We start from the raw sequence: 25,214 nt of genomic DNA on the forward strand, positions 1-25,214 counted from the left end.
GTTGAATCCCGAACTAAGGCTGCTTAGTTCTATAACTATTCTTGACGAAAATAATTCAGTTCAGCTGCGGCGCTTTAGTCAACATCGAGCACATACCGATCATCTTTGACCTCTTCTTGAAGCGCATGGAGTTCATCCTTCAATGTCTTCACGATCACAGCGTATTCTGGCTGCGCATACACATTATTGAGTTCGGATGGATCTTGCTGCAAATCGAACAATTCCCACTCTGGTTGGTTTGATTCATCCAAAGTACCAGGCACTCCCAATCCATCAGCGTAATAATAGATAAGCTTATAGCGGTAGGTTCGCAGCCCATAATGCGAGAACACGTTATGGTCAATGCGATGCATCCAGTAACGATAATACATCGATGTCCGCCAACCTTCAGGATGCTTGCTGTTGAAAATTGGTCGGAGGCTATGGCCCTGCATCTCGTCTGGGATCGGCAATCCTGCATAATCGAGGAAGGTCGGCGCAAAGTCCACGTTAAGGGCCATTTTTTCCGTATTCTCATCCGGTTTTATTTCTTTCGGATAACGTACGATAAACGGCATGCGAAGCGATTCCTCATACATGAAACGTTTATCATACCAGCCATGATCACCGAGGAAGAAACCTTGATCAGACGTGTAAATAACAATCGTATTGTCCGCAATCCCCGTTTCGTCCAAATAATCGAGCAATCGTCCGACATTTTCATCAATGGAAGCCACACAACGTAAATAGTCCTTCATGTATCGCTGGTATTTCCAGCTTTTTGCTTGCTCTGGCGTCAGATGTTCGGGTGTCTCCGCCTTCAAATCGACGAGCGTTAGATCACTTTCCACCCGCATCGTCGCTTCTTTGGCGGCTGTAGCACGATTCGAATAATCATCATGGAAAGTTTCCGGCTCTGGAATCGTAACATCCTCATACAGCGTGGCGTATTTGGCGCTTGGTACCCATGGGCGGTGTGGCGCTTTATGGTGGCACATTAAGAAAAATGGCTTCTCCTGATCCCGACGATTCAGCCAATCGATTGATAAATCTGTGATGACGTCAGTCACATAACCGTCGTAAACACGATCCTCACCCATTTCAGTGAAAGTAGGATGGTGGTATTCGCCTTGTCCCCCGTTGCCAATCAGTACGTTCCAGTAATCAAAACCGGTCGGGTCGTAAATGCCGCCTCGGCCGAGATGCCATTTACCAATCATGCCCGTTTCGTAGCCGCCTCCTTGAAGCATTTTGGCTACGTGATCCTGCCGACCGTCGAAGCCTTCATACAATGTACGAACACCATTCAAATGGTTGTATTTGCCTGTTAGAATCGTTGCCCGGCTAGGTGCGCAGATCGAATTCGTACAGAAACAATTGTCAAAACGAATGCCTTCCTTAGCAATCCGATCGATGTTCGGCGTCTGGTTAATGCGTCCGCTGTAGCAGCTCATGGCGTGCGCAGCATGATCGTCGCTCATGATAAATAGGATATTCGGTTTGGTGTTACTATTCATATGTACGTCCAACCTCCCGTGTAAATGTTTGTCTCCATTATATAGAAGTGCTGCTCTGAGCACGATGTACGTAATGTCTTTCAGATGTACAAAACAACTGTAATTTTGATCTCTTAATTCTTGAAAGATTGTTTTCTTGTTTGCATGCCGGACCTAGGATTGCTATGCTGGGATTAACATTCTAGATAGAGAGGGCCGTTGCTATGTTTGCGCTACTAGCGGTACATTATGATGATTACATACCGGGCTGGAATACAGTAAGCGAGGCAATTCCATACCATGTAATTGTCCTCATGGTAGAAGGAACGGCGAACTATACCATTAACGGCGTAACGCATCGGGTCGAGGCAGGAGATTTATTGGTGATACCGAAAGGAACGGTAAGAGCGGGAAGCAATACAGAAGCGCCACATAGGAAATATACCGTACTATTTAATTTGATAGACGATGCTAATGCTGACGCTCAGTATTTACTGCCTAGTCATTTTATTCGGATGAAAATAAGCAACTACGAATATGTACTCAAACGGTTCTCATGTCTATTCCAAGAGAAATGGGAGGGAAAGCCGTATCATGAGTCGATCTGCCTCGGTATTCTGATTGAGCTGCTTGGAATTGCGAAACGTGTGCCGGTAAGCCCTGCCGTAGAACCGATTAAATTTTATTTGGCCCGAAAAATTCAACTAGAGCTTCAGACACACTATCGAGAGTCCATTCAAATTAGTGAATTAGCGAAGCTTATCGGCCGTTCGCCGAATTACACGATCGCCATGTTCAAGAAAGCGATGGGCATGACGCCTATCGAATACGTACATCAGCTGCGTGTCCAGGAAGCAAGTAGTCTACTGCTCGAATCAACCATGTCCGTCACCGAAATATCCGATTATTTGGGATTTTACGATACGTCGCATTTCAATCGTGTGTTCAAAAAAATGATGAAGGAATCCCCTTCAGCTTATATTGTGAATAGAAAGGGTTGCTGATGGTAGGTGACAAATGATTTAATTACCATATAATTACCAAATGGACGGAGCTACCTTTAATAGGAGATCAACTCTTTGGTTCTAATAGTAAAATATTAAATTCGGAATATTTTGTAATCATTAGTTTTAGGAGAATCTCTTTTGATACCTGTGGTTTATGTAACGCTAGTGATCTGAATATAAAAGTTTCGATGATTGACATAATGACCTGCAGCTCTGACGTATTATTTTCGTGAGAAGCAGGTTTTTTTATTTAAAGTGGGAAACGTCAATATAAAGTAAAAAAATGTATATCCAAAGTAATAAGTTGTAGCTTTTAAAGGAGCAATGGGTCTCTTAGTATTAAAAGTGAAGTGCTGGATTAAGGAGGTATTTTTAAAAAATCTAAAAATTCTTAAGGAGGAGAAAATGAAAGAGAAAGCGCTTTCTATTTTGTTGTCGTTGTTGCTTCTATTAACCTGTTTCCCCGCGACGATGTCGCAAGCTGCTGCTGCAGAAGGGCAAGATGAGGTCGTTTCTCCAAATCTTACAGTTACCGGATCTGTTTATGAAACCGCTTCCGTTGACAGTGTCTCGCTCAATGAAGGCAATGTGCAAGTCGGCGTTAATTTGGCGTTACATAAAACGGCATATGCATCAGGGAACGAAGTGGACTGGCTTGGGCCGGCAAATGCCGTAGATGGCAATGGAAAGACAAGATGGTCATCCGCCAAAGAAGACGATCAATGGTTCTATGTAGACCTTGGCGAAGAATTCGTTATCAACCGGGTAGTCATTAATTGGCAAACCGCCGCCAGCAAGTACAAGCTACTGGTTTCGAGCGATGGGGAGCATTGGACCAATGTACTAGGGAATGACAGTGAAATCGTGTGCAGGGGAGGCACAGAAATCACCGATTTTGATGATGCCAAAGCCAGGTACGTTAAATTTCAAGGTGTACAAAGGGCTCCTGTAGATGGAATCCTTTACGGATATTCCTTCTTCGAGTTTGAGGTGTACAATGGCGGCGATTTGCCTAAAATCGTGAAGGGCATAACCCAAATACCGCCTATTGCAAAGGGGCAAACGGAAATTGTTCTACCGGATGTACCCGAAGGTTACAAGGTTTCCGTATATGGCAGCGACAGACTGCCCGTCATTGACAAAGCGGGGACAATCCACACTCCCCTCGTTGACACCAAAGTGAATCTCTTATTCCAAGTTGAAAAGGTGAGTAATCCTGCTGAGAAGGCTATTACCGGAAACGTACTGGTTGCGGTTCCTGGGCAATCTGCGCAAACGGCTGATTTGAACAAGGAACCGAAGGTCATACCATCGCTGCGGGAATGGCTTGGTCGGACCGGAGATTTTACGCTTACTCCAAATTCGCGAATTGTTGTAAATCCAGCGAATAGAGCTGCCTTGCAAAAGGCGGCAGAGCAGACAAAGGATGATCTGAGGGATGTTAGCAACGTCAACGTGGACATTATTTACGGTGATCCACAAGCGGGAGACATCTATTTGTCCTTGGACGACTCATTAACTTGGCTCGGAAAAGAAGGCTACCTTTTTGATGTAAATGATTATGTATCGATTACATCGGCTGAAGTGACTGGAGTTTTCTTCGGGACGAGATCCGCTCTCCAAATCTTGAAACAGGATGATAATCATGTCCGTATCCCTAAAGGAACAGCACGGGATTATCCCAAATATGAGGTTCGCGGACTCATGATCGACGTCGCCAGAAAGTTTTATACGATTGATTTCTTACGTGATTATATCAAGCTCATGTCTTGGTACAAGATGAACCAATTTCAAATTCATTTGAACGACGATGTGGGGACTCCGTTTCTAGACGGGACGAATACGGCATTTCGTTTGGAGAGCACGGCGTACCCGGGGCTTACGAGCAAAAGCGGTTTTTACACCAAAGAGGAGTTCCGCAATCTTCAAAAGCTTGGTATGGATTACGGCATTAACGTCATACCGGAGATTGATACACCGGGACACTCAAGGGCTTTTACCAATTACGATCCTTCTTTAGGAAGTGGTCCTCATCTAGACATTACAAAGCCGCATACGGTGGATTTTGTCGAAAGTCTGTTTAACGAATATATTGATGGCGATAACCCGACGTTTATCGGACCGGATGTCCATATCGGCACAGACGAATATTGGGGCAGCGACAAAGAGGTTTTTCGTGGATACATGGATACGCTAATCAAGCATATCAATAGCAAAGGCAAGCATCCCCATTTGTGGGGCGGACTGATGGAATACAACGGGGTAACTCCTATAAGCAACCAGGCAACGATGAATATTTGGCATGTCCCCTACGGAGACGCCCGGCAAGCGATGGATCTTGGCTTCGATATCATCAACACCGAGAACAGCTATATGTATCTGGTACCTAGATTGTATAAAGAATATATGGACCAAAAATATATGTACAACACGTGGGAACCAAATGTATTTTCCAATACGGTTGTGCCATACGGTCATCCAAAACTAAAAGGCGCCATGATTGCGTTATGGAATGACATCTCCGATGCCAGCGGGTTATCCATGGACGATTCCCACGACAGAATGTTTCCGGCTGTGCAGTTGCTATCCGAAAAGATGTGGTCGGGAACAAGAGAAGACAAAGACTACAACACATATGCAGACGCGGCATCTCGGATCGGAGAAGCGCCGAATGCTAACATCTCTCATAAGCTGCAAGTGAAAAATCAGGATGGCAATGTGATCAAGTACCAATTCGAAAACGGCTTTTCTGATTCTTCCGGGAACGGTTACGATGGGACTGGTAACAATGTATCGCTAACAGACGGAAAATACGGAAAGGGTGTGCGGCTCGCCGGGGGAGAAAGCTACATCGAAACACCATTACAGGCCTTAGGGTTCGGATGGACCGTTTCCATGTGGGTCAAACCGGATGCCGACAACCCGGATGATGCAGTACTGATGGAATCACCTGTCGGTCAATTGAAACTAAAGCAAGGTAAGACCGGGCTATTAGGTTTTTCCAAAGAACATTACAATAGTACGTTCCAATACAAGGTTCCGGAGGAAAAATGGACGCACTTGCTGCTGACCGGTGACAACAAAGGCGTATCCCTCTATGTAAATGGAAACGAGTACGTAGAGAAATTATGGGTAACGAATGGTTCGTCACCTCATATTGATACCCTAGTGCTGCCGCTCGAGAAAATCGGAAGCTCCACGAATTCTTTTAAAGGTGTCATTGATAATTTGATGATTAAGAATCAGGTTACCAGTTTTGACGGTGTGAACATGGCATTGAACAAGCATGCGGAATCATCCGAAGCAGAGGCTCCTCATTTGTCTGCGGATCAGGCTGTAGATGGGAATATGGGTACAAGGTGGGCAAGTCTTGTTTCAGACGATACTTGGCTCTCCGTGGATCTGGGCGAACAACAAGACATCAACAGCATCGTGATCAAATGGGAGACTGCTTATGCCAAGACGTACAAACTATTCGTTTCTAGTGATGGCCAAAACTGGATGAATGTGAAAGCCAACGATGGGACGATAGACGGGCACGGCGGAGTTGAGACGATTAATTTTGACACCGTAAAAGCCAGATATGTCAAGTTTCAAGGAATTGAGAGAGCTACGATATTCGGCTATTCTATTTATGAATTTGAAGTGTACGGACCGGGGGTTTTGGGCAACTACCTGGGATTGGTCAAACAGGCGGAAAGCTTGCTCGAATCGGGAAAAGGAGATCGCAGTTTGAGAATCCAGCTACAAGATCTGTTAAACAATTTCCCGTATGCTTACGAGAGTTCGATAAACCCGCTTCAGCAGTTGATTGCCCAGTTGCAAGAATCGATTGATTCGGAAGACGATAAAACGCCTCCGTTGACAACGGCAATTGTTTCGCCTCCCCAGCCGGATGGGCAGCACGGATGGTATATCCATCCGGTGACTGTAACCTTGACCGCTCATGACGAACAGTCTGGCATCGCAAGGATAGAATTTAGTCTAGATGGAGGGGGAAGTTGGCAACCATACACGGATCCGATCAGCTTAACCACAGACGGAACGTACGAGTTGCGGTATCGATCTGTAGATAAAGCCGGCAACGTGGAAGCAGCTAAGACAGTCATTGCAAAAATCGATAAAGTGGCCCCGACACTAGCTGTAACGGTAAATGGTGCTCCCTTGAAAGAAGGGACCGAATTCCTGGATAGCGATTCACTTGTGCTGAATGTGCAGACCACCGATAACTTGTCGGGCGTTGCTGGAAAAACGATCACCGTGGACGGCAAGCCGTATGTAACCGGTACGCCGTTGCGTTTGGCAGGCCAATTGGGAACCCACGTGATCCAAATCGCAGTGACGGATCAGGCTGGCAACGTATCACAGTTGGTGATTCATATCGTAGTAAAAACAAGTATCGCTTCAATGGAGCGTCTGATGGAATCTTATTATGCCTCCGGCGATTTAAGCGGATCGCTCAAGGATAAGCTTTCACAGAGCTTGAAGATTGCAGAGAAGCATGAAATTAAAGACAAGTTGAAAAATGCCGCCGACGCGATGGAGGATTTTCTAAAGAGAATTGACAAAACGACCAAGAAGGATTTTGTTTCCGGAAAGGCAAAAGCAGCCCTGGTGGCTGATGCAAACGCCTTAATTCAAGCATGGTCTGGGTCCGGGCCAAAAGATAAAGAGCGCTAAGATCATATACTCATGACGGGAGATTGCAAAGTCATTAACGACTTTGTGATCTCCCTTTTTATTTCCAATATTTAGAACTACTGCTATAATTGAAAGGTGAATGGAGAGAAACGGAAGAGGGAAGATGAAGTTAGAGGAGAATGAATATGCAATTAGAAAGAATCTACTTTCAAGAAAGTAAATGCGTAAGAACTAGATTTTGATAATGTAAATCTGTCAAAGACTAAGGTAAATAACGCGAATATGAGTGAAATGACATTAAATACTACAAATGCATCTAGCGGGAAACTTACCGATATTAATTTAAAAAAATGGATAGATATAACCCCCATATTTTAAGAGCTGCTCAGAGATCCTTATTAAGAATTTTGAGAATCAAATAGTCATACTTTAAATATATTGATTGAGTATAGAATAACTTCGTTGAAAGGTGATGGATATGAAATTAAAACACTTCTTCATGTTGGCAACAGTATTGCTGCTTATGACAATTCTAACGGGTTGCGTACCTGGAGATGGGACGAATAACGCTGAAAATCAGGCGGGATTTTTCTGGGGAATATGGCATGGATGGATCGCTCCTATTTCATTAATCATTGGCGCATTCAAAGAGAATATCAGGTTATATGAAATGAATAACACGGGTTGGTGGTATGATGCTGGTTTTTATATTGCTGTTATCAGTGGTTTCGGTGGGATTTCGCTGTTTCGGCGCAATAAAGGTGAAAGAAATTAATCCCGAGATATAGAATAGAATGTGAAGAATGTATAGAGTTAATGCGTATCATTTCAAGCGCAAACTCTCTTTTTTTGCCCTCAAAAAATTGCATGAAATACATATTTCACGCAATTTCATTTTAAATAAACTTTTTTCATATTATAATAGGGATTGATAGGATTATATTTTTGCGAAATTGGTAGATATCTGTAATTTTCTCTTGGAAAATGGAAAAAGTTCAATCACGCTGATGCAATGAATAAATACATAAAAAGAAGAGGAGGGAATTTTGTGACACTCACGCAATATGACCTTAATGAGGCATACAGTCTCGAGTTAGAATTATTTTTGATATGGATGAAAAACCAAGGGATGTCGAAATCGACGCAGTCGGCGTATATGAGTGATGCTCGTAGTTTTCTCAAAGGAGTCTATCCGGCGGAACTGTCGAAACTGGGTAAGATGGAGATTATGCGATTCTTGTCAGTTACACGGGAGCGAGGAGCGGGAGATGAAGCGCGAAATCGTAAACTTTCATCTCTCCGGGCTTTCTATAAATCGTTGAATGAGATGGAGCATTTACAAGTCAATCCTGCCGCATCGGTTGCGAAATCGAAACAGGTAAAGAATCGGATCCCGACCTATCTGGAAGAGAACCAGCTCTATCAATTCTTTGATCGGGTGGAAGGCAAATATCACAACCGCAATATGGCGATTTTGCTTCTTATGGCTTTTGCCGGTTTGCGTGTTGGTGAGATCCATCGTATGAACGTCCAAGATCTACATCAAGACGGATCTATTCACATTCTTGGAAAAGGACGAAAATGGCGCGTCATCCCGCTTCCCACTGAACTGCATCAGATTCTGATACGTGCGCAAGAAGAACGACGAGCCCCAAACCAAGGGAAAGAGCAGGCATTCTTCATCTCACAATTCGGTCGTCGATTATCCATCCGCATGATCCAGACGATAGCAGATCAGACGTTCGAGAAGCTGAAAGAACAGCTGCCTGAGCTCGTAAATATGCGATTATCGAGTCATAAGCTGCGTCATTCGTTCGCGACAATGCAAATTCGAAGCGGGACGGACATACGGACACTGCAAGAATTGCTCGGTCATGCGAGCATTGAAACGACACAAATTTATACACATATTGATAATAAACAGATGAAGATGGCGATGGATAAATTTTCAGGTAAAATACCTACGGTGGGAGCTTCAGTAAAACAGTAACATAATTAATGTTATGTAAACTAAATTTCGTGAAATAAATAAGGAGACTAAGTTATGGAAGAAATGCTGCAGATCATCTTGGATCAGACGAATTGATCCAATTTCGGATGGTTTGTGGAAAATCTGCTAAATTTCCTATTCAAGCTTTGTTGACAGAGAATACTGCACACAATCTAATTCGCTACATTGCAAAAGATGACCAACCGAAATGTATGCTGGAAACGCTTTAGAAGAAGGCTGGCAGAACGATTGTAGATGAAAAAAAGAAGAACGTAAGATGAATTTATTGCTCTGTTCAACAGAACAACGATCGTATATTTATACAATTTTCACTGGACTCCATGCAATAATCCCACAATATCATATTACATCTTTCCAGGTGATTTCCCGGTTGCATGAAGCCGAATTCGTCGCTGTATGAACTAAAATTAATGAAACGCTTCGCTATTTATCATAACGTAGTGGAAGGGCTTTTCAGATAAATCATGTTTCTGGAAAGCAATACACTTTCGAACGGGCATAGGGTTGGAAGGAACGGGAAAGCCAGGTCACACCATACTTATAACCTGCGGAGCAATAGGCATTGGGGCAGAGGGTGGTATGGAAATGGCAATCGGGTGATTGTATTGGGAAGGGATCCATTGAAACAACAACGATTACAACAAGTGCTACCCAAGTCGTAACAATCAACTATGATCTTGTGGATAATGTTCAAAAGGACGAACTAATTCAAAGCATTTATTTACATTATCGGGATACTAGTGCCGTTGTTAATCATGCGGAAATTCAGTATAATTATTCATTGTTGGATGAGGTGAATTCACGAGTCGCTAAGGAAATAATATTTATTCTTTGGGTTCTCAATCGGCTCTTTAAGAATGATTAGCATTATAGATTACATAAATAATATTATGTAAACTAAATCTACATAAACTTGTCTCAACCACACTTCTCAAATAAAATATTGCAATAGGAGGTCGTTGAAAAATGGCAGATATAGAAGATTTTCTGAAATTAGATATGCGAGTAGGAACTATCCTCCAAGCGGAACCTTTCCCAGAAGCCCGTAAACCTGCAATAAAATTAACCATTGATATGGGTGATCTAGGGATCAAGCAATCATCGGCTCAAATTACTAAAAGATATGAACCTGAACAACTGATTGGCCGTCAAGTGATCGCAGTCGTAAATTTCCCACCAAGACGTATTGCAGGATTCAAATCGGAAGTATTGGTGATTGGCGGTGTGCCCGAGGAAGGTGACGTGGTACTCTTGCAACCTGATCAACAGGTACGGAATGGTACACCAATCGCGTAGCGTGGAGGACTTGATATTCTCCATGAAAATTTATCCTATTCAACAAAGAAAGATTGTGCTATATTGTTGGTAACTTGATAAGCAATACACACTAGGGGAGCCTTTTAAGGGCTGAGACGGATCTTCCGGACCCTTCGAACCTGATCTGGTTAATACCAGCGTAGGGAAGTGCTGAGGCTCGCTTCATCCTTTTTAGGAGTTTATTTATGGAGCTTGACGACCACTTTTCTGCGGAAAAGTGGTCTTTTTGCGTTCCAAGAAAGGAGCTCGGACGCCATGGAACTACATCTTATCTCACCTGGGTCCATACCATTGCAGCGATTTGCAGAGATTGCTGCAGAAGTACATCCGCACGTTCAATTCATTCATCTTCGAGAGAAACAAAGCACAGCCAAAGAAATGCTTGAGACATTGCAAAGGATGCTGCAGTTAGGGGTTCCAGCTCAAAAACTGGTGATCAACGACCGTGTGGATGTCGCAAGTGCCGCTCAAATTGGTGGGGTACATCTTGCACATCACAGCTTACCGATTCGACAGGTGAAGCAAATTTCACAAGGACTTCTCATTGGACGGTCCGTGCATTCGGTTGAAGAAGCCATCAGATGTGTGGCAGAAGGAGCGGATTATCTGTTCTATGGCCATATCTACACGAGTAGTTCAAAGCCGGGCTTATCACCACGAGGGATTGATGCCTTAAGAGAAGTAGCCGCTTCAGTGTCAATCCCGGTTATTGGTATTGGTGGGATCGGGCCTGATCAGGTACAAGAAGTGATGCAGCAAGGTGCACAAGGAATCGCTGTAATCAGCGGCATTGTACACGCAGCGGATCCTCTAAATGCAGCTATGCAATATGCGTCAAAGCTTAACGAAAGAAGGTCATTCCATGCAGCAAACAGTTGACGTCATCATCGTAGGCGGAGGTGTCATCGGGTGTTCGATTGCGTATCATTTATCTGCTCGAGGTATCCGAGTTCGAGTCTTAGAGCGTAACCGTATCGCCTCCGAAGCCTCGGGTGCTGCGGCAGGCATGCTGGCAGCGCAAGCGGAATTCATCGAATCCGCACCATTATTTGAATTTGCACGACACAGTCGAGCGATGTTCCCCGCACTTGCGGCAGACCTGAAGGAACGTAGCGGGGTTGAAATTGGACTTGTCCAGCAAGGCCTGCTGCGTATAGCAACCTGTGAACAAGATGTTATTCGTTATCATGCACAAGCTGCAATTCAGCAGCAGTGGGGTGAAGCCACACAATGGTTGTCCGCTGCAGAAGCGAAGGAGATGGAGAAAGCGTTAGGCTCCGATGTGTATGGAGCGCTCTATTTGGAGCAAGACCATCAGGTCATGGCCCCTTCGTTAACCCAATCGTATGCCAAAGCAGCCTCAGATCTCGGCGCAGATATTTGTGAGCATACGGAGGTGTATGAGTTGATTCGTGAAGGCGGCAAAGTTGTCGGTGTCCGTACACAAGACGGTACCCACTATTGTCATCATGTCATTATCGCATCCAGCATCTGGTCACAGTTCTTGCTCCGATCCACTGGATACGATTTGCCGCTATATCCTGTCAAAGGGGAGTGTATTGCGGTAAAAACGAATACGCCGCTTATTCGTAAAACGATATACACAGACGATTGTTACATCGTACCGAAGGCCAATGGAGAACTATTGATTGGTGCCACGGTGACACCACATACCTATAATCGCCAAGTGACGGTCGGCGGCATCTTGGCATTGATGGAGGTTGCAGAACGGTTAATTCCTTCCATTCGCGGCGCGGAGTGGAGTCGAACGTGGAGCGGGCTAAGGCCACAGACACCGCATGGGCTGCCATATATAGGTCGACATCCACAACTAGATGGTTTAATGATCGCTGCCGGGCATTATCGTAACGGTATTTTGCTCAGCCCGCTGACAGGGATCGTGGTAGCAGATCTAGTTGAAGAGAAGGAACCTGCTGCAGATCTATCTGAATTCCAGATCCCTTCGATGCGATGGACGAAGGAACATCAAATGACTGGGGTGAGGTCATGAAATTAATCGTGAATGGTCAGCCCGTAGAAATGCCTGAGCATGTGACTACCGTACAACATGTATTAGCGCATTTCGGACTCGAGAACCGAATTGTTGTTGTGGAGGTTGATGCACAGATCGTTGATAAGGATCATTTTGCAGATCGTATTGTAGATGAAGGTGCACGTATTGAGATTGTACATTTTGTAGGCGGAGGGTGAGGAGAAGATGTCACAAGTTAATTTTCCTAATAGTCAAAAGGTATATATTCAAGGGTCGCGCGAGGATCTACGGGTTCCGATGCGTGAGATTACGCTCAGCCCAACAGAGAACAGCCGAGGTGTTGAGATCAATGAACCGGTTCGCGTGTACGATACGAGCGGGCCTTATACAGATACAACGTTACATACAAATATTGAAGAAGGCTTGTGCCCGCATCGTCAAGCATGGATTCTAGATCGTGGCGATGTCGAGTTCTATGAAGGACGCGAATTGAAACCGGAGGATAATGGACTGCGCAGAGCGGAGGATGCAGATCAGACGATCGTGTTCCCAGGTCTAAATCGTCATCCATTGCGAGCGAAAGAAGGTGCAAATGTCACCCAAATGCATTACGCGCGCCGAGGCATCATAACCGCAGAAATGGAATATATCGCGATTCGTGAGAATGTCACGCCTGAGTTCGTCCGGGATGAGGTCGCGAGTGGGAGAGCTATTATCCCATCGAATATTAACCATCCCGAGAGTGAACCGATGATTATCGGTCGAAATTTCCTCGTGAAGATTAACGCGAATATCGGGAATTCAGCGGTATCTTCCTCTATTGAGGAAGAAGTTGAGAAGATGACATGGGCTACGCGCTGGGGTGCAGACACGGTCATGGATCTCTCCACGGGGAGAAATATTCATACGACGCGGGAATGGATCATTCGAAATTCTCCGGTTCCGATTGGTACGGTACCGCTCTATCAAGCCCTCGAGAAAGTGAACGGCAAGGCGGAAGATTTATCGTGGGAAGTCTACCGCGATACGCTCATTGAGCAAGCGGAGCAAGGCGTTGATTATTTTACTATCCATGCGGGTGTTCTACTACGGTATATACCTCTTACGGCGAATCGCCTGACGGGGATCGTATCACGCGGGGGTTCGATTATGGCGGCTTGGTGCTTAGCGCATCATGAAGAGAATTTCCTATATACGCATTTCGAGGAAATCTGTGAGATTATGAAGAAGTACGATGTGGCATTTTCACTCGGAGATGGTCTTCGTCCAGGAAGCATTCAGGATGCCAATGATGAATCTCAATTCGCTGAGCTCGATACGCTGGGGGAATTAACGAAAATCGCGTGGAAGCATGATGTTCAAGTGATGATCGAAGGGCCGGGACATGTCCCGATGCACATGATCAAGGAGAATGTCGATCGTCAGATGGAAGTCTGTCAAGAAGCTCCATTCTATACACTCGGTCCACTAACGACAGATATTGCGCCAGGGTATGATCATATTACATCTGCAATCGGCGCCGCAATGATCGGTTGGTTCGGAACGGCAATGCTCTGCTATGTTACACCGAAGGAGCACCTCGGACTGCCGAACAAGAATGACGTGCGTGAAGGTGTGATTGCCTATAAAATCGCAGCACATGCTGCTGATCTGGCCAAAGGTCACCCTGGGGCTCAGCAGCGCGATGATGCGTTATCCAAAGCCCGCTTCGAATTCCGCTGGAGAGATCAATTCAATCTCTCGCTCGATCCAGAGCGTGCATTGGAATATCATGACGAGACATTGCCGGCAGAAGGCGCGAAGACAGCGCATTTCTGTTCCATGTGTGGGCCTAAATTCTGCAGCATGCGGATTACACAGGATATTCGAGCATATGCGGCCCAAGGCTTAGAAGAGAAATCGAATGAATTCAAAGCGGCCGGCAGTCAAATTTATCAGAAAATCTAAAGGAGGAATTGCATTGCTCACGATTGGCCCTCATTCATTTAAATCTCGTCTGTTACTTGGAACCGGAAAGTTCCCGAACTTTGAAGTTCAGAAAGAAGCGGTCGAGAAATCAGAGACTGAAATTTTAACGTTCGCGGTACGACGCATGAATATATTCGAGCCTAGTCAACCGAATTTTCTAGAAATGCTTGATCTGGCGAAATACACCCTGCTACCGAATACGGCAGGGGCCTCAACCGCAGAAGAAGCAGTACGGATTGCGCGACTTGCAAAGGCCTCCGGTCTATGCGATATGATCAAAGTAGAAGTGATAGGAGACCTAAAGACTTTGCTTCCGGATCCGATTGAGACGGTGAAAGCTTGTGAGATGCTGCTTGATGAAGGCTTTATCGTATTGCCCTATATCTCCGATGATGTGCAGCTCGCCAAACGTCTTCAACTGATGGGCGTGCATGCCGTCATGCCAGGGGCTTCTCCGATTGGTTCAGGTCAAGGAATTATTAACCCCATTAATTTAAGTTTTATTATTGAGCAAGCGGTTGTGCCCGTCATTGTCGATGCAGGAATCGGTTCTCCATCGCATGCTGCATTTGCAATGGAGCTCGGCGCAGATGGTGTGCTCCTGAATACTGCAGTGTCTGGGGCAGGCGATCCCGTCAAAATGGCTGTCGCGATGAAGCAAGGGATTGAGGCGGGGCGATTAGCCTGTGAAGCGGGGCGAATTCCTGTGAAGCGTTATGCCTCGGCGAGCAGTCCGCTTGAGGGAATGATTACGGTATGATGGCGGAGCAAGACCAGACGTCTTTCGATCGCTATTCACGCCAGATGAGCTATGCACCGATCGGTGCGGCTGGACAACAGCAACTGGCCGAGTGTCATATCCTGATCGTCGGTGCGGGAGCGCTCGGGTCCGCTAGCGCGGAAACCCTTGTCAGGGCGGGCGTGGGGCATGTCACGATCATCGACCGCGATTATGTGGAATGGAGTAATCTGCAGCGTCAGCAATTGTATACGGAAGAGAACGTACGTCAGCGGATGCCAAAGGCGATCGCAGCCAAACAGCATTTGGAACGGATTAACGCCAATGTCCAGATCGATGCTTACGTTTTGGATGCGCGAGGGGAAGATTTAGAACGACTAATCACAGGTGTAGACCTCATTATGGATGCGTGTGATAACTTCGAAACGCGATTCATTTTGAACGATATCGCCGCGAAATACCGTATTCCATGGATTTATGGTGCATGCATCGGGAGCTATGGGCTATCCTACACGATTCTCCCTGGGGATACACCATGCCTGAGCTGTATGATGGACATCATTCCGAATGGTGGAGAGAGCTGTGACGTGGACGGCATTATTGCACCAGCGGTTCAAATGGTCGTGGCGCATCAGACTGCTGAGGCCTTTAAGCTGTTAACGGGGAACCATGATGCGCTGCACCGAAAGCTTATTTCATTCGATCTATGGAACAATCAGTACACCGCCATCAATATCCAAGCGATGAAGAAGCAGGGATGCGCTAGCTGTGGCGATCAAGCAACGTATCCTTATCTTCAATCGCCTGCAACGGAGAAGGCAGCGATTCTCTGCGGGCGTGATACGGTCCACCTTCGTCCTTCTGAAGCGATGAAGCTGGATCTATGGACATTATCGGAACAAATTCGGCAATATCAACCAGGGCAGATGCAAGTGGACATCATGAATGACTTTCTGCTTAGCGCACATAGGGATGAGCTGCGAATCGTTTTATTCGTTGACGGCAGGGCACTCGTCCATGGGACGACAGATATTCAAGTCGCGAGACAGCTATACATTCAAATGATTAACATAAGCACAGTATCAACGAAATAAGAATGGTAGACCCTTCAATTTCTTCTTGGAAGAAGTGGAAGGGTCTTCTTGTGTTGGTTGGAATATATGAATGGAAGTGACTGGACGAAATCTGATATACTATGAAAATATTAAAATCTTGTAAACTTAATCGAAATAGGAGAGAAGAATGAGAGAAATGGAAAACACATTTGCGAAGAAGATTCCAATCTTCTTCTGGGCTATCCTATGCGCATTCGGGAAGCTCGTCCTGATGCGATACTTCTTTTTCGAGCAGATGTCTGTGGTTCAACTGCTTCGAGATGTATTCGCGATTTGCGCGATCTTCGGTATTCTAGAATTAATCTTACCCATGCGATCCAAACGATATGTCTACTGGGGATTCAATTTATTGCTATCGTTCATCTGTTTTGCCGCGACATTATATTATGATCATTTCGGGTCAGTTGCAACGTATACGGCCTTAACGGCACTTCATCAGGTGACCGAAATCGGAGATAGTGTGAAAGCGACGATTCGTCCAATCTACTATATCTATTTCCTCGATACGCTCGTGATGGCTGTCATTTGGTTATTTACGCGTCGTCGGTTGCCAGCCGATTCAAGTCCGATTCAACGTCGATATTGGAAAATCGGGATGGTTGCAGTCACAGTCATCTGCCTTGTGTTATCAGGTAGAACGGTGATTCAGAACAAAGCGATGGATAACGAACTTGCGCTTGCACAGGATATTGGGTTCATCGATTATCAATTTGCCATCGCGCTCAAGGCTAGAGAGACGAACAAAATGGTTGAAGAGGGTAACATTAAGGAAGTTACACAACAGGTTCAAACCTCTGAAGATACCTTCACTTATCGGGACAAGCCGCTTGAAGCAGGACAGAAACCCGCTCATTTTGGAGCTGCCAAAGGGAAGAATCTGATTGTTGTCCAAATGGAAGCATTTCAGAATTTCCTCATCAATCTGAAGGTCAATGATCAGGAGATTACGCCTGTGCTCAATCAATTAGCCAAAGATAGCTTCTATTTCCCGCATATCTACCAGCAAATTGGACCAGGTAATACATCGGATGCGGAGTTCATGTCGAACACCTCGATCTACCCGACAGGTGCCATTGCCATGTCTACGGGATATGCGGATCGTGAGCTTCCTAGCTTACCGAGACTTCTCGGCGAGGATCATTACTCAACGAATACGTTTCATGTCAATGATGTGAAGTTCTGGGATCGGATACGTCTTTACCCTGCGTTGGGTTTCAATCAATACTTCGATAAACCCTCATTCAAAAATGATCAATTTAATGAATTTGGGGCGTCAGATGAGGAATTGTATCGTGTCGGCGTGGAGAAGCTATCAGAGATTAGCAAGAAAAAGCAGCCTTTCTACGCGCAATTTGTTACGGTATCCAGTCATTTTCCTTTTAAAGTACCGGATCGTGCAAAAACAATTGATTTGCCAGCAGATCTAGCATCGAAGCAAATCGGGAATTATATGTATGCACAGCATTATACGGACTATGCACTTGGACAACTGATTGATTCACTCAAGAAAAATGGCATGTGGGAGAATACGGTATTGGTCGTTTATGGTGATCATTTTGGACTTCAACCACAAGATAATAATCCGGAGGAGCTCAGTAAAGCACTAGGTATTCCTTATAATGAGTATGTGAGCCGATTCAATATTCCATTCATGATTCACGTACCCGGGATGGAGAAAGGCCAAGTCGTCGATCGGGTTGGCGGTCAAGTGGATATGATGCCGACCATTGCGAATCTAATGGGAATATCGCTGGAAGATCAGCATTTCACAGCATTCGGTCATGATCTATTGAATATTGATCATAATATTATTGGGATGCGCTATTACTTGCCAACAGGCTCGTTCTTTAACGATGATGTTCTATTCATTCCTGGCAAAGGATTCGACGATGGTAAGGCCATTAATCTAAGTACGCTGGAGCCAGTAACGGATCTAACACCTTATAAGAAGGATTACGATTATATCCTGAAATTAATGAAACTATCGGATGCTTATGTGAAAATGTTACCGAAACGAGCGCCATAGATGAGTTTGAATGACAATACGGAAGGCATGAAATTTGAGGTGAAGTCCTCGAAGTTCATGCCTTTTTGCTATGTAAGTAGATTAATCGATATTTTCAAGAAGATATTCTATGAAATATTTAGAGGTTCGGCGTTATAATCTTCATGTAATTAGGTAAGCGGATACAAAATCATGATAAATATGGAGGTTTGATCATGAAATGGAAAAGTAGGTGTTATCGGGTGATGTGTTTATCACTGATTTCGGCATTATTGTTCAGCGCAATTGCAACCGTGACTGTACCTAAAACCGCGCGTGCGGCATCGACAGAAGTGTACGTAGCGACGGATGGTGACGACAACAATACAGGCACGATTACTTCTCCATTCCGCACTCTTGCCAAAGCCCAATCCGCTGTAAGAGACCTTATACCGTCATCAACCGGGCCAATACATATCTGGGTGCGAGGTGGGACCTATTATTTGGATCGAACACTCGTATTTAATCCGCAAGACTCCGGTCAAACCAATAAACCAGTGATTTATTCCGCTTATGAAGGAGAGAAAGTTATTTTGAGCGGGGGTAAGAAATTAACGCCAACATGGCGTGACTACCAAGGGGGCATTAAAGTTGCTGATATTGGAGCAGGGCTTGATTTCGATGGTCTGTTCCTGAATTCACAGCGACAGATCTTGGCGAGGTATCCGAATTATGATCCGAACGTTGCTATTCTAGGTGGGTACGCTGCGGATGCGCTTGCCCCAAGTCGTGTTGCCAAATGGAGTGATCCGACGACGGGACTCGTCCGAGGTTTGCATGGGAATGAATGGGGTGGGAATTCGTTCAAGATTACGGGCGTAAACGCTTCGAACGGATCGCTGAATCTACAATGGGTCGGAGACAACAATCGCGGGAGCACATTACATGCTACTTATCGCATGGTGGAGAATATTTTCGAAGAGCTCGATGCACCAGGCGAATGGTTCTATGATAGCAAAGGTGGCAAGCTATACTTCAATCCTCCAACAGGAACGGATCTGAACAAGGCAAACATTGAAATTGCTGTCCTAGATGAGCTGCTACGAATTACGGGCACGGCAACAGACAAAGTGAAGCATCTAACCTTCTCCAATTTTACATTTACTGAGACGCATCGCACCTTATTCAATAAGCCTTATGCAGGACTCATGAGAGGCGATTGGTCTGTCGCACGTACCGGTACGGTCTTTGTCCAAGATGCAGAGAATATCTCCATTCAGAATTCAGTATTCGATCAAGTAGGCGGCAACGCCATATTCGTGAATGGCTATAATCGCAATCATCAAATATCGAACAATGAATTTTCTGGATCAGGTGCGACTGATGTGCAAATTGTGGGTCTGCAAAGCGCGGTTCGCTACCCCTCTACATGGTCGAATCAACACACCGATATTCAAGATACCACACCCGGTCCGCTCACAAATGATTACCCTCAGAACATCACCGTAAATAACAATCACATGTTCAACATGGGGGTATTCGAGAAGCAATCGGCTGGAGTGAATGTATCGGTTAGCCGCAATATTACGATAAGCCATAATACAATCCATCATAGCCCTCGGTCAGGTGTGAACATTAACGATGGAACGTGGGGCGGCCATGTCATTGAATTTAATGATATTTTCGATTGTGTCCTAGAGACAAGTGATCACGGACCATTCAACGCTTGGGGGCGAGATCGGTTCTGGTCCTTGAGCGGAGGCGATGCGGTGAAGAAACAATATGCTTTCTTGGATGCGATGGAGACGACGGTCATTCGTAACAATCGTATCTGGCATAACTCGGCATGGGATATTGATCTAGATGACGGATCTTCGAACTACGATATTTACAACAATCTCATGCTGAATGCCGGATTTAAACTTCGAGAAGGGTTCTCTCGGAAAGTCCATAACAATATCATCGTGAATGGCGGCGGGCATTTCCATGTCGCATACGCGGGAAGTAATGATGTGATCGAGAAGAATATTTTCGTTACGGATAATCCCTACGATTTCATCCAAGACGATCCGAAAGCGGCAGGCACCTTCTACGACAATAATACGTTCTGGAATAACGGTAAGGCGGTTGCGGATATCACGTCTGCTTGGATGAATTCAGGGTTTGATACACACTCCGTTATCGCAGATCCGCTGTTCGTTGGTGCATCACCTTTTACCGATGTGTCGAAAAAAGATTTCACGGTGCAAGCAGGATCGCCAGCAATCGCTCGAGAATTCGTGAATTTCCCGATGAATCAATTCGGCAAGCCAGGGGCTCCAACACCGCCAGGAATTAAATGGTCGACAGGAAATCCAACCACAGAGGCGGATATTGAACCGCTTATGGGCGCAGAAGTAAGCAGTATCTATTCCGATGCGGTGATGTCGTCGGTCGGACTAGGGGATACCAATGGCTTATATTTCTATCAAGTACCCGCAGATTCGAATGCGAAATTACAGGGGTTGCAGCAAGGCGATGTACTGCGTCAATTGAACGGCGAGCAAATTACAACCAAGTCGAGCTTCTGGAATATCTACAATCGTGTCGCACCAGGCGGAATACTGTACGCACAAATATGGCGTAATCAAGCTTCCATATCAATTCAATGGAAGAAGCTGTCGGGGAACGAACGTCTGAATGATACGGCTGGTGTTGAATACACTGGCACCGGATGGGATTACAAAAACGCTGCTCGCGGCGGCGCCAACTCGTACTACAATGATTTGTATGCGACACAAACGAACGGGGATTTCTTCGAATTTACATTTCATGGCACAGGAATTGATTACATTGCGCAAGTGAACAGCGACGAAGGCGATGTCGATATCTACATCGATAACGTGTTCCAGCAGACGATTAGTAACTATAATCCTTCTCGGATCTACCAGAAGGTCGTCTTTAGCAAGCAAGGCTTAACACCAGGGATTCATATCATTAAGGGGGTTAAGAAAAATAGTTCCTATTTGATCGTCGATGGATTCAATGTATATGGTGCAGCAACAAGTGATATTATAGCGCCCGTCACGACAGCACAGACGAATCCAGCAGTACCCGATGGAGAGAATGGATCCTTTACGAAAGATGTGACGTTATCCCTCTCGGCGAGCGATTCGGAGACGGGGGTTGCACGGATCGAATATCGCATCAATGATGGAGAATGGACGAAATATAAAGACCCTATTCTCTTGACACAGGAGGGTAAGAATACGGTTCATTATCGGAGTATGGATTATGCGGGGAATCAAGAGAAGGAACAGATACTTGTCATTTCAATTGATCGAAATGTGAATCCATCGAAGGAACTACGAACAGAACTGGTTGCGCCGCAAGCTATCGCGTCAGGAGAGCGGATGACCGTCCAAGTTCATCTCAAATCCATTCAAGACGCTGTCTATGCGCAAGATATCGAGCTGAAGTACGATGAGAAGCTACTTGACTATATCTCTGCAGCTGCAAGTGATACAGGACTTCAGATCGTCAGCAGCAGTCTGAATGAACCGGGTAAGCTGCGATTCATCATCGCGAGTACAGGTGCCGATCATGCTGTGACGCAAGACTCGAAGGTATTGACGGTGACGTTCCAAGCGAAGATAGTATCGGTGGAGGCGATGACTCAAGTCTCCGTTTACAAAGCCGTGGTTGCGGATCAACAAGGGAAGGAATTCACTGCGCAAGGATCTATGAAAACGATTGGCATTACCGTTCCTCAGGGCGTTCCAGGCGATCTTAATCATGATGGCAAAGTGACGATTGGTGACCTTGCAATTGCAGCAACTAGCTACGGTAAATCTGCCTCGGATCCAAATTGGCCGCAGATCAAAGCTGCTGATCTTAATCATGATGGTGTGGTCGATATCGCAGACCTTGCTGCCATTGCAACGTTAATATTGAATCGATAGTGCACTGATGAAGGAACGACGTTCTTGATTGGACGTCGTTCCTTCTATAATTAATGACATAAAATAAATAAGATTGAGATAATCACGTATTCGGTGGGTTGCGACATTATTAGCGATTGATAGTACGGCTGACGGTGGGTTTAGCAACGAGCACTGTTTCCGATCTTGCGCTACTTGCCCACCAAATCCTGAAATAGCGACTCCGATTGATAGAATATGTCGATTCAATCTGACGACGAACGTCGAATTTCAAAGATATGTAAGCGGTTCCAATCGAATCCTGCGCTCGCCTGGGAAATAATTAATATTTCCTATGGGGAATAATGCAGCGAAAACATCATTCGGATCGAAATGGCAAGAAAATAGATTCAATCGGATGAAGAGTTCATTGCATGTGTGAGCAACTTTCCTATAATAACCATAAGAAGCAAGCATATCTTCCGATAACCCGCATACGATTAGGCGAAGAAAGCGGGAAAGAGGAGGATTCTGGCATGTCCGAGAACATAGAGCAGTTGATGCAGGTCGCTAAGGCGCATTTGCCACCGGGTGCGGAAATCATTCTGATCGATAAGCCTAACGCACATGCGGCTGTCTATACAACGAATTTAACCGGAAGCTCTATGCCGGAAATCGTTGTTATGTACCGTCTGAATGGTGAACTACATTTGATTGTGCTACAAAATTTCAATGGGAAGTGGGAGCGGGTTGCAACGGTAAAAGGTCCGGGCTACGGCGTAACGCTATTGACTGCAGCGCCGGTGGTTCAAACTGGACAGAATAATCTGCTCGTCGGTTGGCAGATCGGTTCGATCTGGTCGAAGTTGTCCGTCTATACGTTGACGAAGGATGGTCTGCGAGATATTGCGCCTGACAATATGTATTACAGCTATATCGAAGTGGAAGATATGCTGGGTCCGACAGGAACAAATGCCGTAGCCGATATCGCGCTCTGGATACATGATACGGGGGAAGCATATCGAGTTATGGTTCTACATTGGCATAATGGCACTTTCGAGCCAGCGCCTAATTTATATCCTTACTATTTCCCTCGCGTTGTTCGATATTACGAACGACTAACAGAGCAGCATCCTGACTATCCATTCTATTGGTATTACCTCGCTGATGCTCAGTACCGCGCAGGTATGCCGCAATCAGCTCTCATTTCTGTCCGCAAGGCACTTAGCTTCAATCAACCGTATCCTTCGCGAGAAGTCTTACTGGAGCTTGAACGGCATATTAAGCACATGCTAGAGGAGCAAAAGGATATGCCGAGGCGATCTGTTGGATTATTTCCTGCTTCTCTTAAGACGACAGAAGGAACAAAATGGGGCTATATTGATGCCAAAGGTGAGATGGTAATCCAGCCTCGATTCGATGACGCGCGTGATTTCCAGGAGAATGGTTTAGCTATTGTTAGTGAGAAAGGCAAGTATGGCGTGATCGATGCTTTGGCACGTTACGTTGTTCAGCCTATTTATAATTCAATTAACTCTTTTAAGGATCGCAGAGCGATCGTGATTGATCGTGATGGGTTCAAGATGATCGATGAGAAGGGGAATGTACTGACCAAACATGCGTATTCATTCATCGAAGATATGAGTGAACATCGCGCTGTATTCTATGTGTCCAATAACAGCAACAGCAAGTATGGGTATTTGGATGATAAGGGCAATGAAATTATTCCAGCACAGTTCGAAGAAGCCGGGGATTTCCATGATGGCAAGGCTGTCGTAAAAATCAAAGATAAAGAGTATGCGCTTATCAATCCGAATGGCCGTCAACTAGTGACTTACAATTATGCTTTTGTCGGCCCCCTTGGTGATGGACTGCTTGCATTTCAACAAGATTCCGCGGGCAAGTACGGTTATATCGATGAACATTGTAAAATCGTGATCCAACCTACATTTACGTTGGCCTTTCCATTCCATGACGGCAGGGCCATCGTGAATACGGCTGAGGGTTACAAATCGAATTTCGGCGTGATTAATAAAAAGGGTAAATTCGTCATCCAACCGATCTATAACGACATTCGAGATTTGGGTGATGAACGGTTCGCACTGGGGAATGCGGTGGATCCAGAGCAACCCTTTATCGGTTCGATCTATGCCATCGCGGATTGGAATGGCAAGCGATTGTCGGATTTCATCTATACGAATGTTGAGAATTTCGATGACGGTTTAGCTTCTGCTACGGATGCCAAACAGACGTATTTCATTGATCGGAGCGGGAAGCCTGCATCAGGTTACCCACGTGTTGACGGTAGTGGCACATTGACGCTTGAACGCAAGAATCTGATCAAAGCCTTCATCGATCGCCGCTTATCTTATATCGACCGAGAGGGGCGGGGCATCTGGCAGCAAAATACGGTGATTCCTTTAACGCCACCTTACGCTGTGAAAGAAGAGAAATTTAAGCCCAATCCCAACTATCTCGTCTATTATCCGCAAATTGAAGGGATGCCCGATGTCACTGCCCAACAGAACGTGAATACTAAGCTGAAAGAAATGTCGCAGGTGAAGCCGATCCCATCCGATAAGAAGCTCAATTACACGTATGATGGCGATTTTGATGTTACTTTCTATAAGGAGAATCTCCTGGTGCTGCAGCTAGACGGATACAATTATCCGATCGGGGCGGCCCATGGGATGCCGACGAAGATGCATGTGATGATCAACTTAACCAATGGACACATGTATGCATTGAAAGACTTGTTCAAGCCAGATAGCGATTACGTGAAAGAATTGAGTCGGATCATCGGTACGCAAATTAAAGAGGATCCACAATATTCTTATGTGTTCCCTGGCAGCTACACGGGCATTAAGCCCGATCAACCGTTCTATGTTACGGAGGATGCACTTCACATCTATTTTGCGCCTTATGAAATTGCGCCTTATGCCGCAGGGTTCCCGACGTTTACGATTCCATTTGCTTCGATCATGTACATGATTGATACGGATGGGGAGTTCTGGAAGTCATTTCATTAACGATGTGAATAATTAGAAAGACTGACGATGATCGTA

The 25,214-nt window shown here is 45.3% G+C and carries 15 protein-coding genes, 1 pseudogene and 1 riboswitch; of the genes and pseudogenes, 15 read left to right on the forward strand and 1 reads right to left on the reverse strand.

What is annotated here, in order from left to right; translation table 11 throughout:
* Positions 1–74: 74 nt before the first annotated feature.
* A complete protein-coding gene (locus ACFQZR_RS13350; RefSeq protein WP_379346550.1) occupies positions 75–1,496 on the reverse strand; it encodes a sulfatase family protein in 1,422 nt (473 codons plus the stop codon).
* 203 nt (positions 1,497–1,699) lie between these two features.
* Here ACFQZR_RS13350 and ACFQZR_RS13355 point away from each other — a divergent pair, with 203 nt between their 5' ends.
* From ACFQZR_RS13355 to ACFQZR_RS13425, 15 genes and pseudogenes are all read left to right on the forward strand, one after another.
* The gene (locus ACFQZR_RS13355; RefSeq protein ID WP_379346552.1) at positions 1,700–2,479 is read left to right on the forward strand and encodes an AraC family transcriptional regulator; all 780 of its coding nucleotides are present in this window, start codon (positions 1,700–1,702) and stop codon (positions 2,477–2,479) included.
* Between the two features lie 408 nt (positions 2,480–2,887).
* The gene (locus tag ACFQZR_RS13360; RefSeq protein ID WP_379346554.1) at positions 2,888–7,162 is read left to right on the forward strand and encodes a discoidin domain-containing protein; all 4,275 of its coding nucleotides are present in this window, start codon (positions 2,888–2,890) and stop codon (positions 7,160–7,162) included.
* A 207-nt stretch (positions 7,163–7,369) separates the two neighbouring features.
* A pseudogene (locus tag ACFQZR_RS13365) lies at positions 7,370–7,501 on the forward strand (hypothetical protein); the annotation flags it as partial.
* Positions 7,502–7,595: 94 nt separating this feature from the next.
* Positions 7,596–7,898 (forward strand): hypothetical protein, encoded by a 303-nt coding sequence (locus tag ACFQZR_RS13370; RefSeq protein WP_379346556.1) that lies wholly within the window; start codon positions 7,596–7,598, stop codon positions 7,896–7,898.
* Positions 7,899–8,171: 273 nt separating this feature from the next.
* The gene (locus tag ACFQZR_RS13375) at positions 8,172–9,113 is read left to right on the forward strand and encodes a tyrosine-type recombinase/integrase (RefSeq protein WP_379346558.1); all 942 of its coding nucleotides are present in this window, start codon (positions 8,172–8,174) and stop codon (positions 9,111–9,113) included.
* A gap of 987 nt (positions 9,114–10,100) precedes the next feature.
* Positions 10,101–10,430 carry a chaperone CsaA gene (csaA, locus tag ACFQZR_RS13380; protein WP_314589292.1) on the forward strand — a complete coding sequence of 110 codons (330 nt, stop codon included), beginning with the start codon at positions 10,101–10,103 and terminating at the stop codon, positions 10,428–10,430.
* An 83-nt stretch (positions 10,431–10,513) separates the two neighbouring features.
* Positions 10,514–10,614, forward strand: a riboswitch (TPP riboswitch).
* A 92-nt stretch (positions 10,615–10,706) separates the two neighbouring features.
* Positions 10,707–11,330: a thiamine phosphate synthase gene (locus ACFQZR_RS13385; protein ID WP_379346561.1), complete on the forward strand. Its 624-nt coding sequence runs from the start codon at positions 10,707–10,709 to the stop codon at positions 11,328–11,330.
* Positions 11,314–12,462: a glycine oxidase ThiO gene (gene thiO / locus ACFQZR_RS13390; protein ID WP_379346563.1), complete on the forward strand. Its 1,149-nt coding sequence runs from the start codon at positions 11,314–11,316 to the stop codon at positions 12,460–12,462. Before ACFQZR_RS13385 ends, thiO begins: the two co-directional genes overlap by 17 nt.
* Complete coding sequence (gene thiS / locus ACFQZR_RS13395; RefSeq protein ID WP_379346565.1) at positions 12,459–12,662, forward strand: sulfur carrier protein ThiS; 204 nt, start codon at positions 12,459–12,461, stop codon at positions 12,660–12,662. The genes thiO and thiS overlap by 4 nt, the downstream gene beginning before the upstream one ends.
* A gap of 7 nt (positions 12,663–12,669) precedes the next feature.
* A complete protein-coding gene (thiC, locus tag ACFQZR_RS13400; RefSeq protein ID WP_379346567.1) occupies positions 12,670–14,391 on the forward strand; it encodes a phosphomethylpyrimidine synthase ThiC in 1,722 nt (573 codons plus the stop codon).
* A gap of 7 nt (positions 14,392–14,398) precedes the next feature.
* A complete protein-coding gene (locus ACFQZR_RS13405) occupies positions 14,399–15,172 on the forward strand; it encodes a thiazole synthase (RefSeq protein WP_379348839.1) in 774 nt (257 codons plus the stop codon).
* Positions 15,169–16,245 carry a ThiF family adenylyltransferase gene (locus ACFQZR_RS13410; RefSeq protein WP_379346569.1) on the forward strand — a complete coding sequence of 359 codons (1,077 nt, stop codon included), beginning with the start codon at positions 15,169–15,171 and terminating at the stop codon, positions 16,243–16,245. The genes ACFQZR_RS13405 and ACFQZR_RS13410 overlap by 4 nt, the downstream gene beginning before the upstream one ends.
* A gap of 148 nt (positions 16,246–16,393) precedes the next feature.
* Positions 16,394–18,292 (forward strand): LTA synthase family protein, encoded by a 1,899-nt coding sequence (locus tag ACFQZR_RS13415; protein ID WP_379346571.1) that lies wholly within the window; start codon positions 16,394–16,396, stop codon positions 18,290–18,292.
* Positions 18,293–18,486: 194 nt separating this feature from the next.
* The gene (locus ACFQZR_RS13420; protein WP_379346573.1) at positions 18,487–22,191 is read left to right on the forward strand and encodes an OmpL47-type beta-barrel domain-containing protein; all 3,705 of its coding nucleotides are present in this window, start codon (positions 18,487–18,489) and stop codon (positions 22,189–22,191) included.
* Between the two features lie 494 nt (positions 22,192–22,685).
* The gene (locus ACFQZR_RS13425) at positions 22,686–25,178 is read left to right on the forward strand and encodes a WG repeat-containing protein (RefSeq protein ID WP_379346575.1); all 2,493 of its coding nucleotides are present in this window, start codon (positions 22,686–22,688) and stop codon (positions 25,176–25,178) included.
* Positions 25,179–25,214: the final 36 nt, after the last annotated feature.

Origin of the sequence: Paenibacillus sp. GCM10027629 (genome assembly GCF_042676425.1) — a bacterium.
Classification (GTDB): Bacteria; Bacillota; Bacilli; order Paenibacillales; family Paenibacillaceae; genus Paenibacillus_K; species Paenibacillus_K terrigena.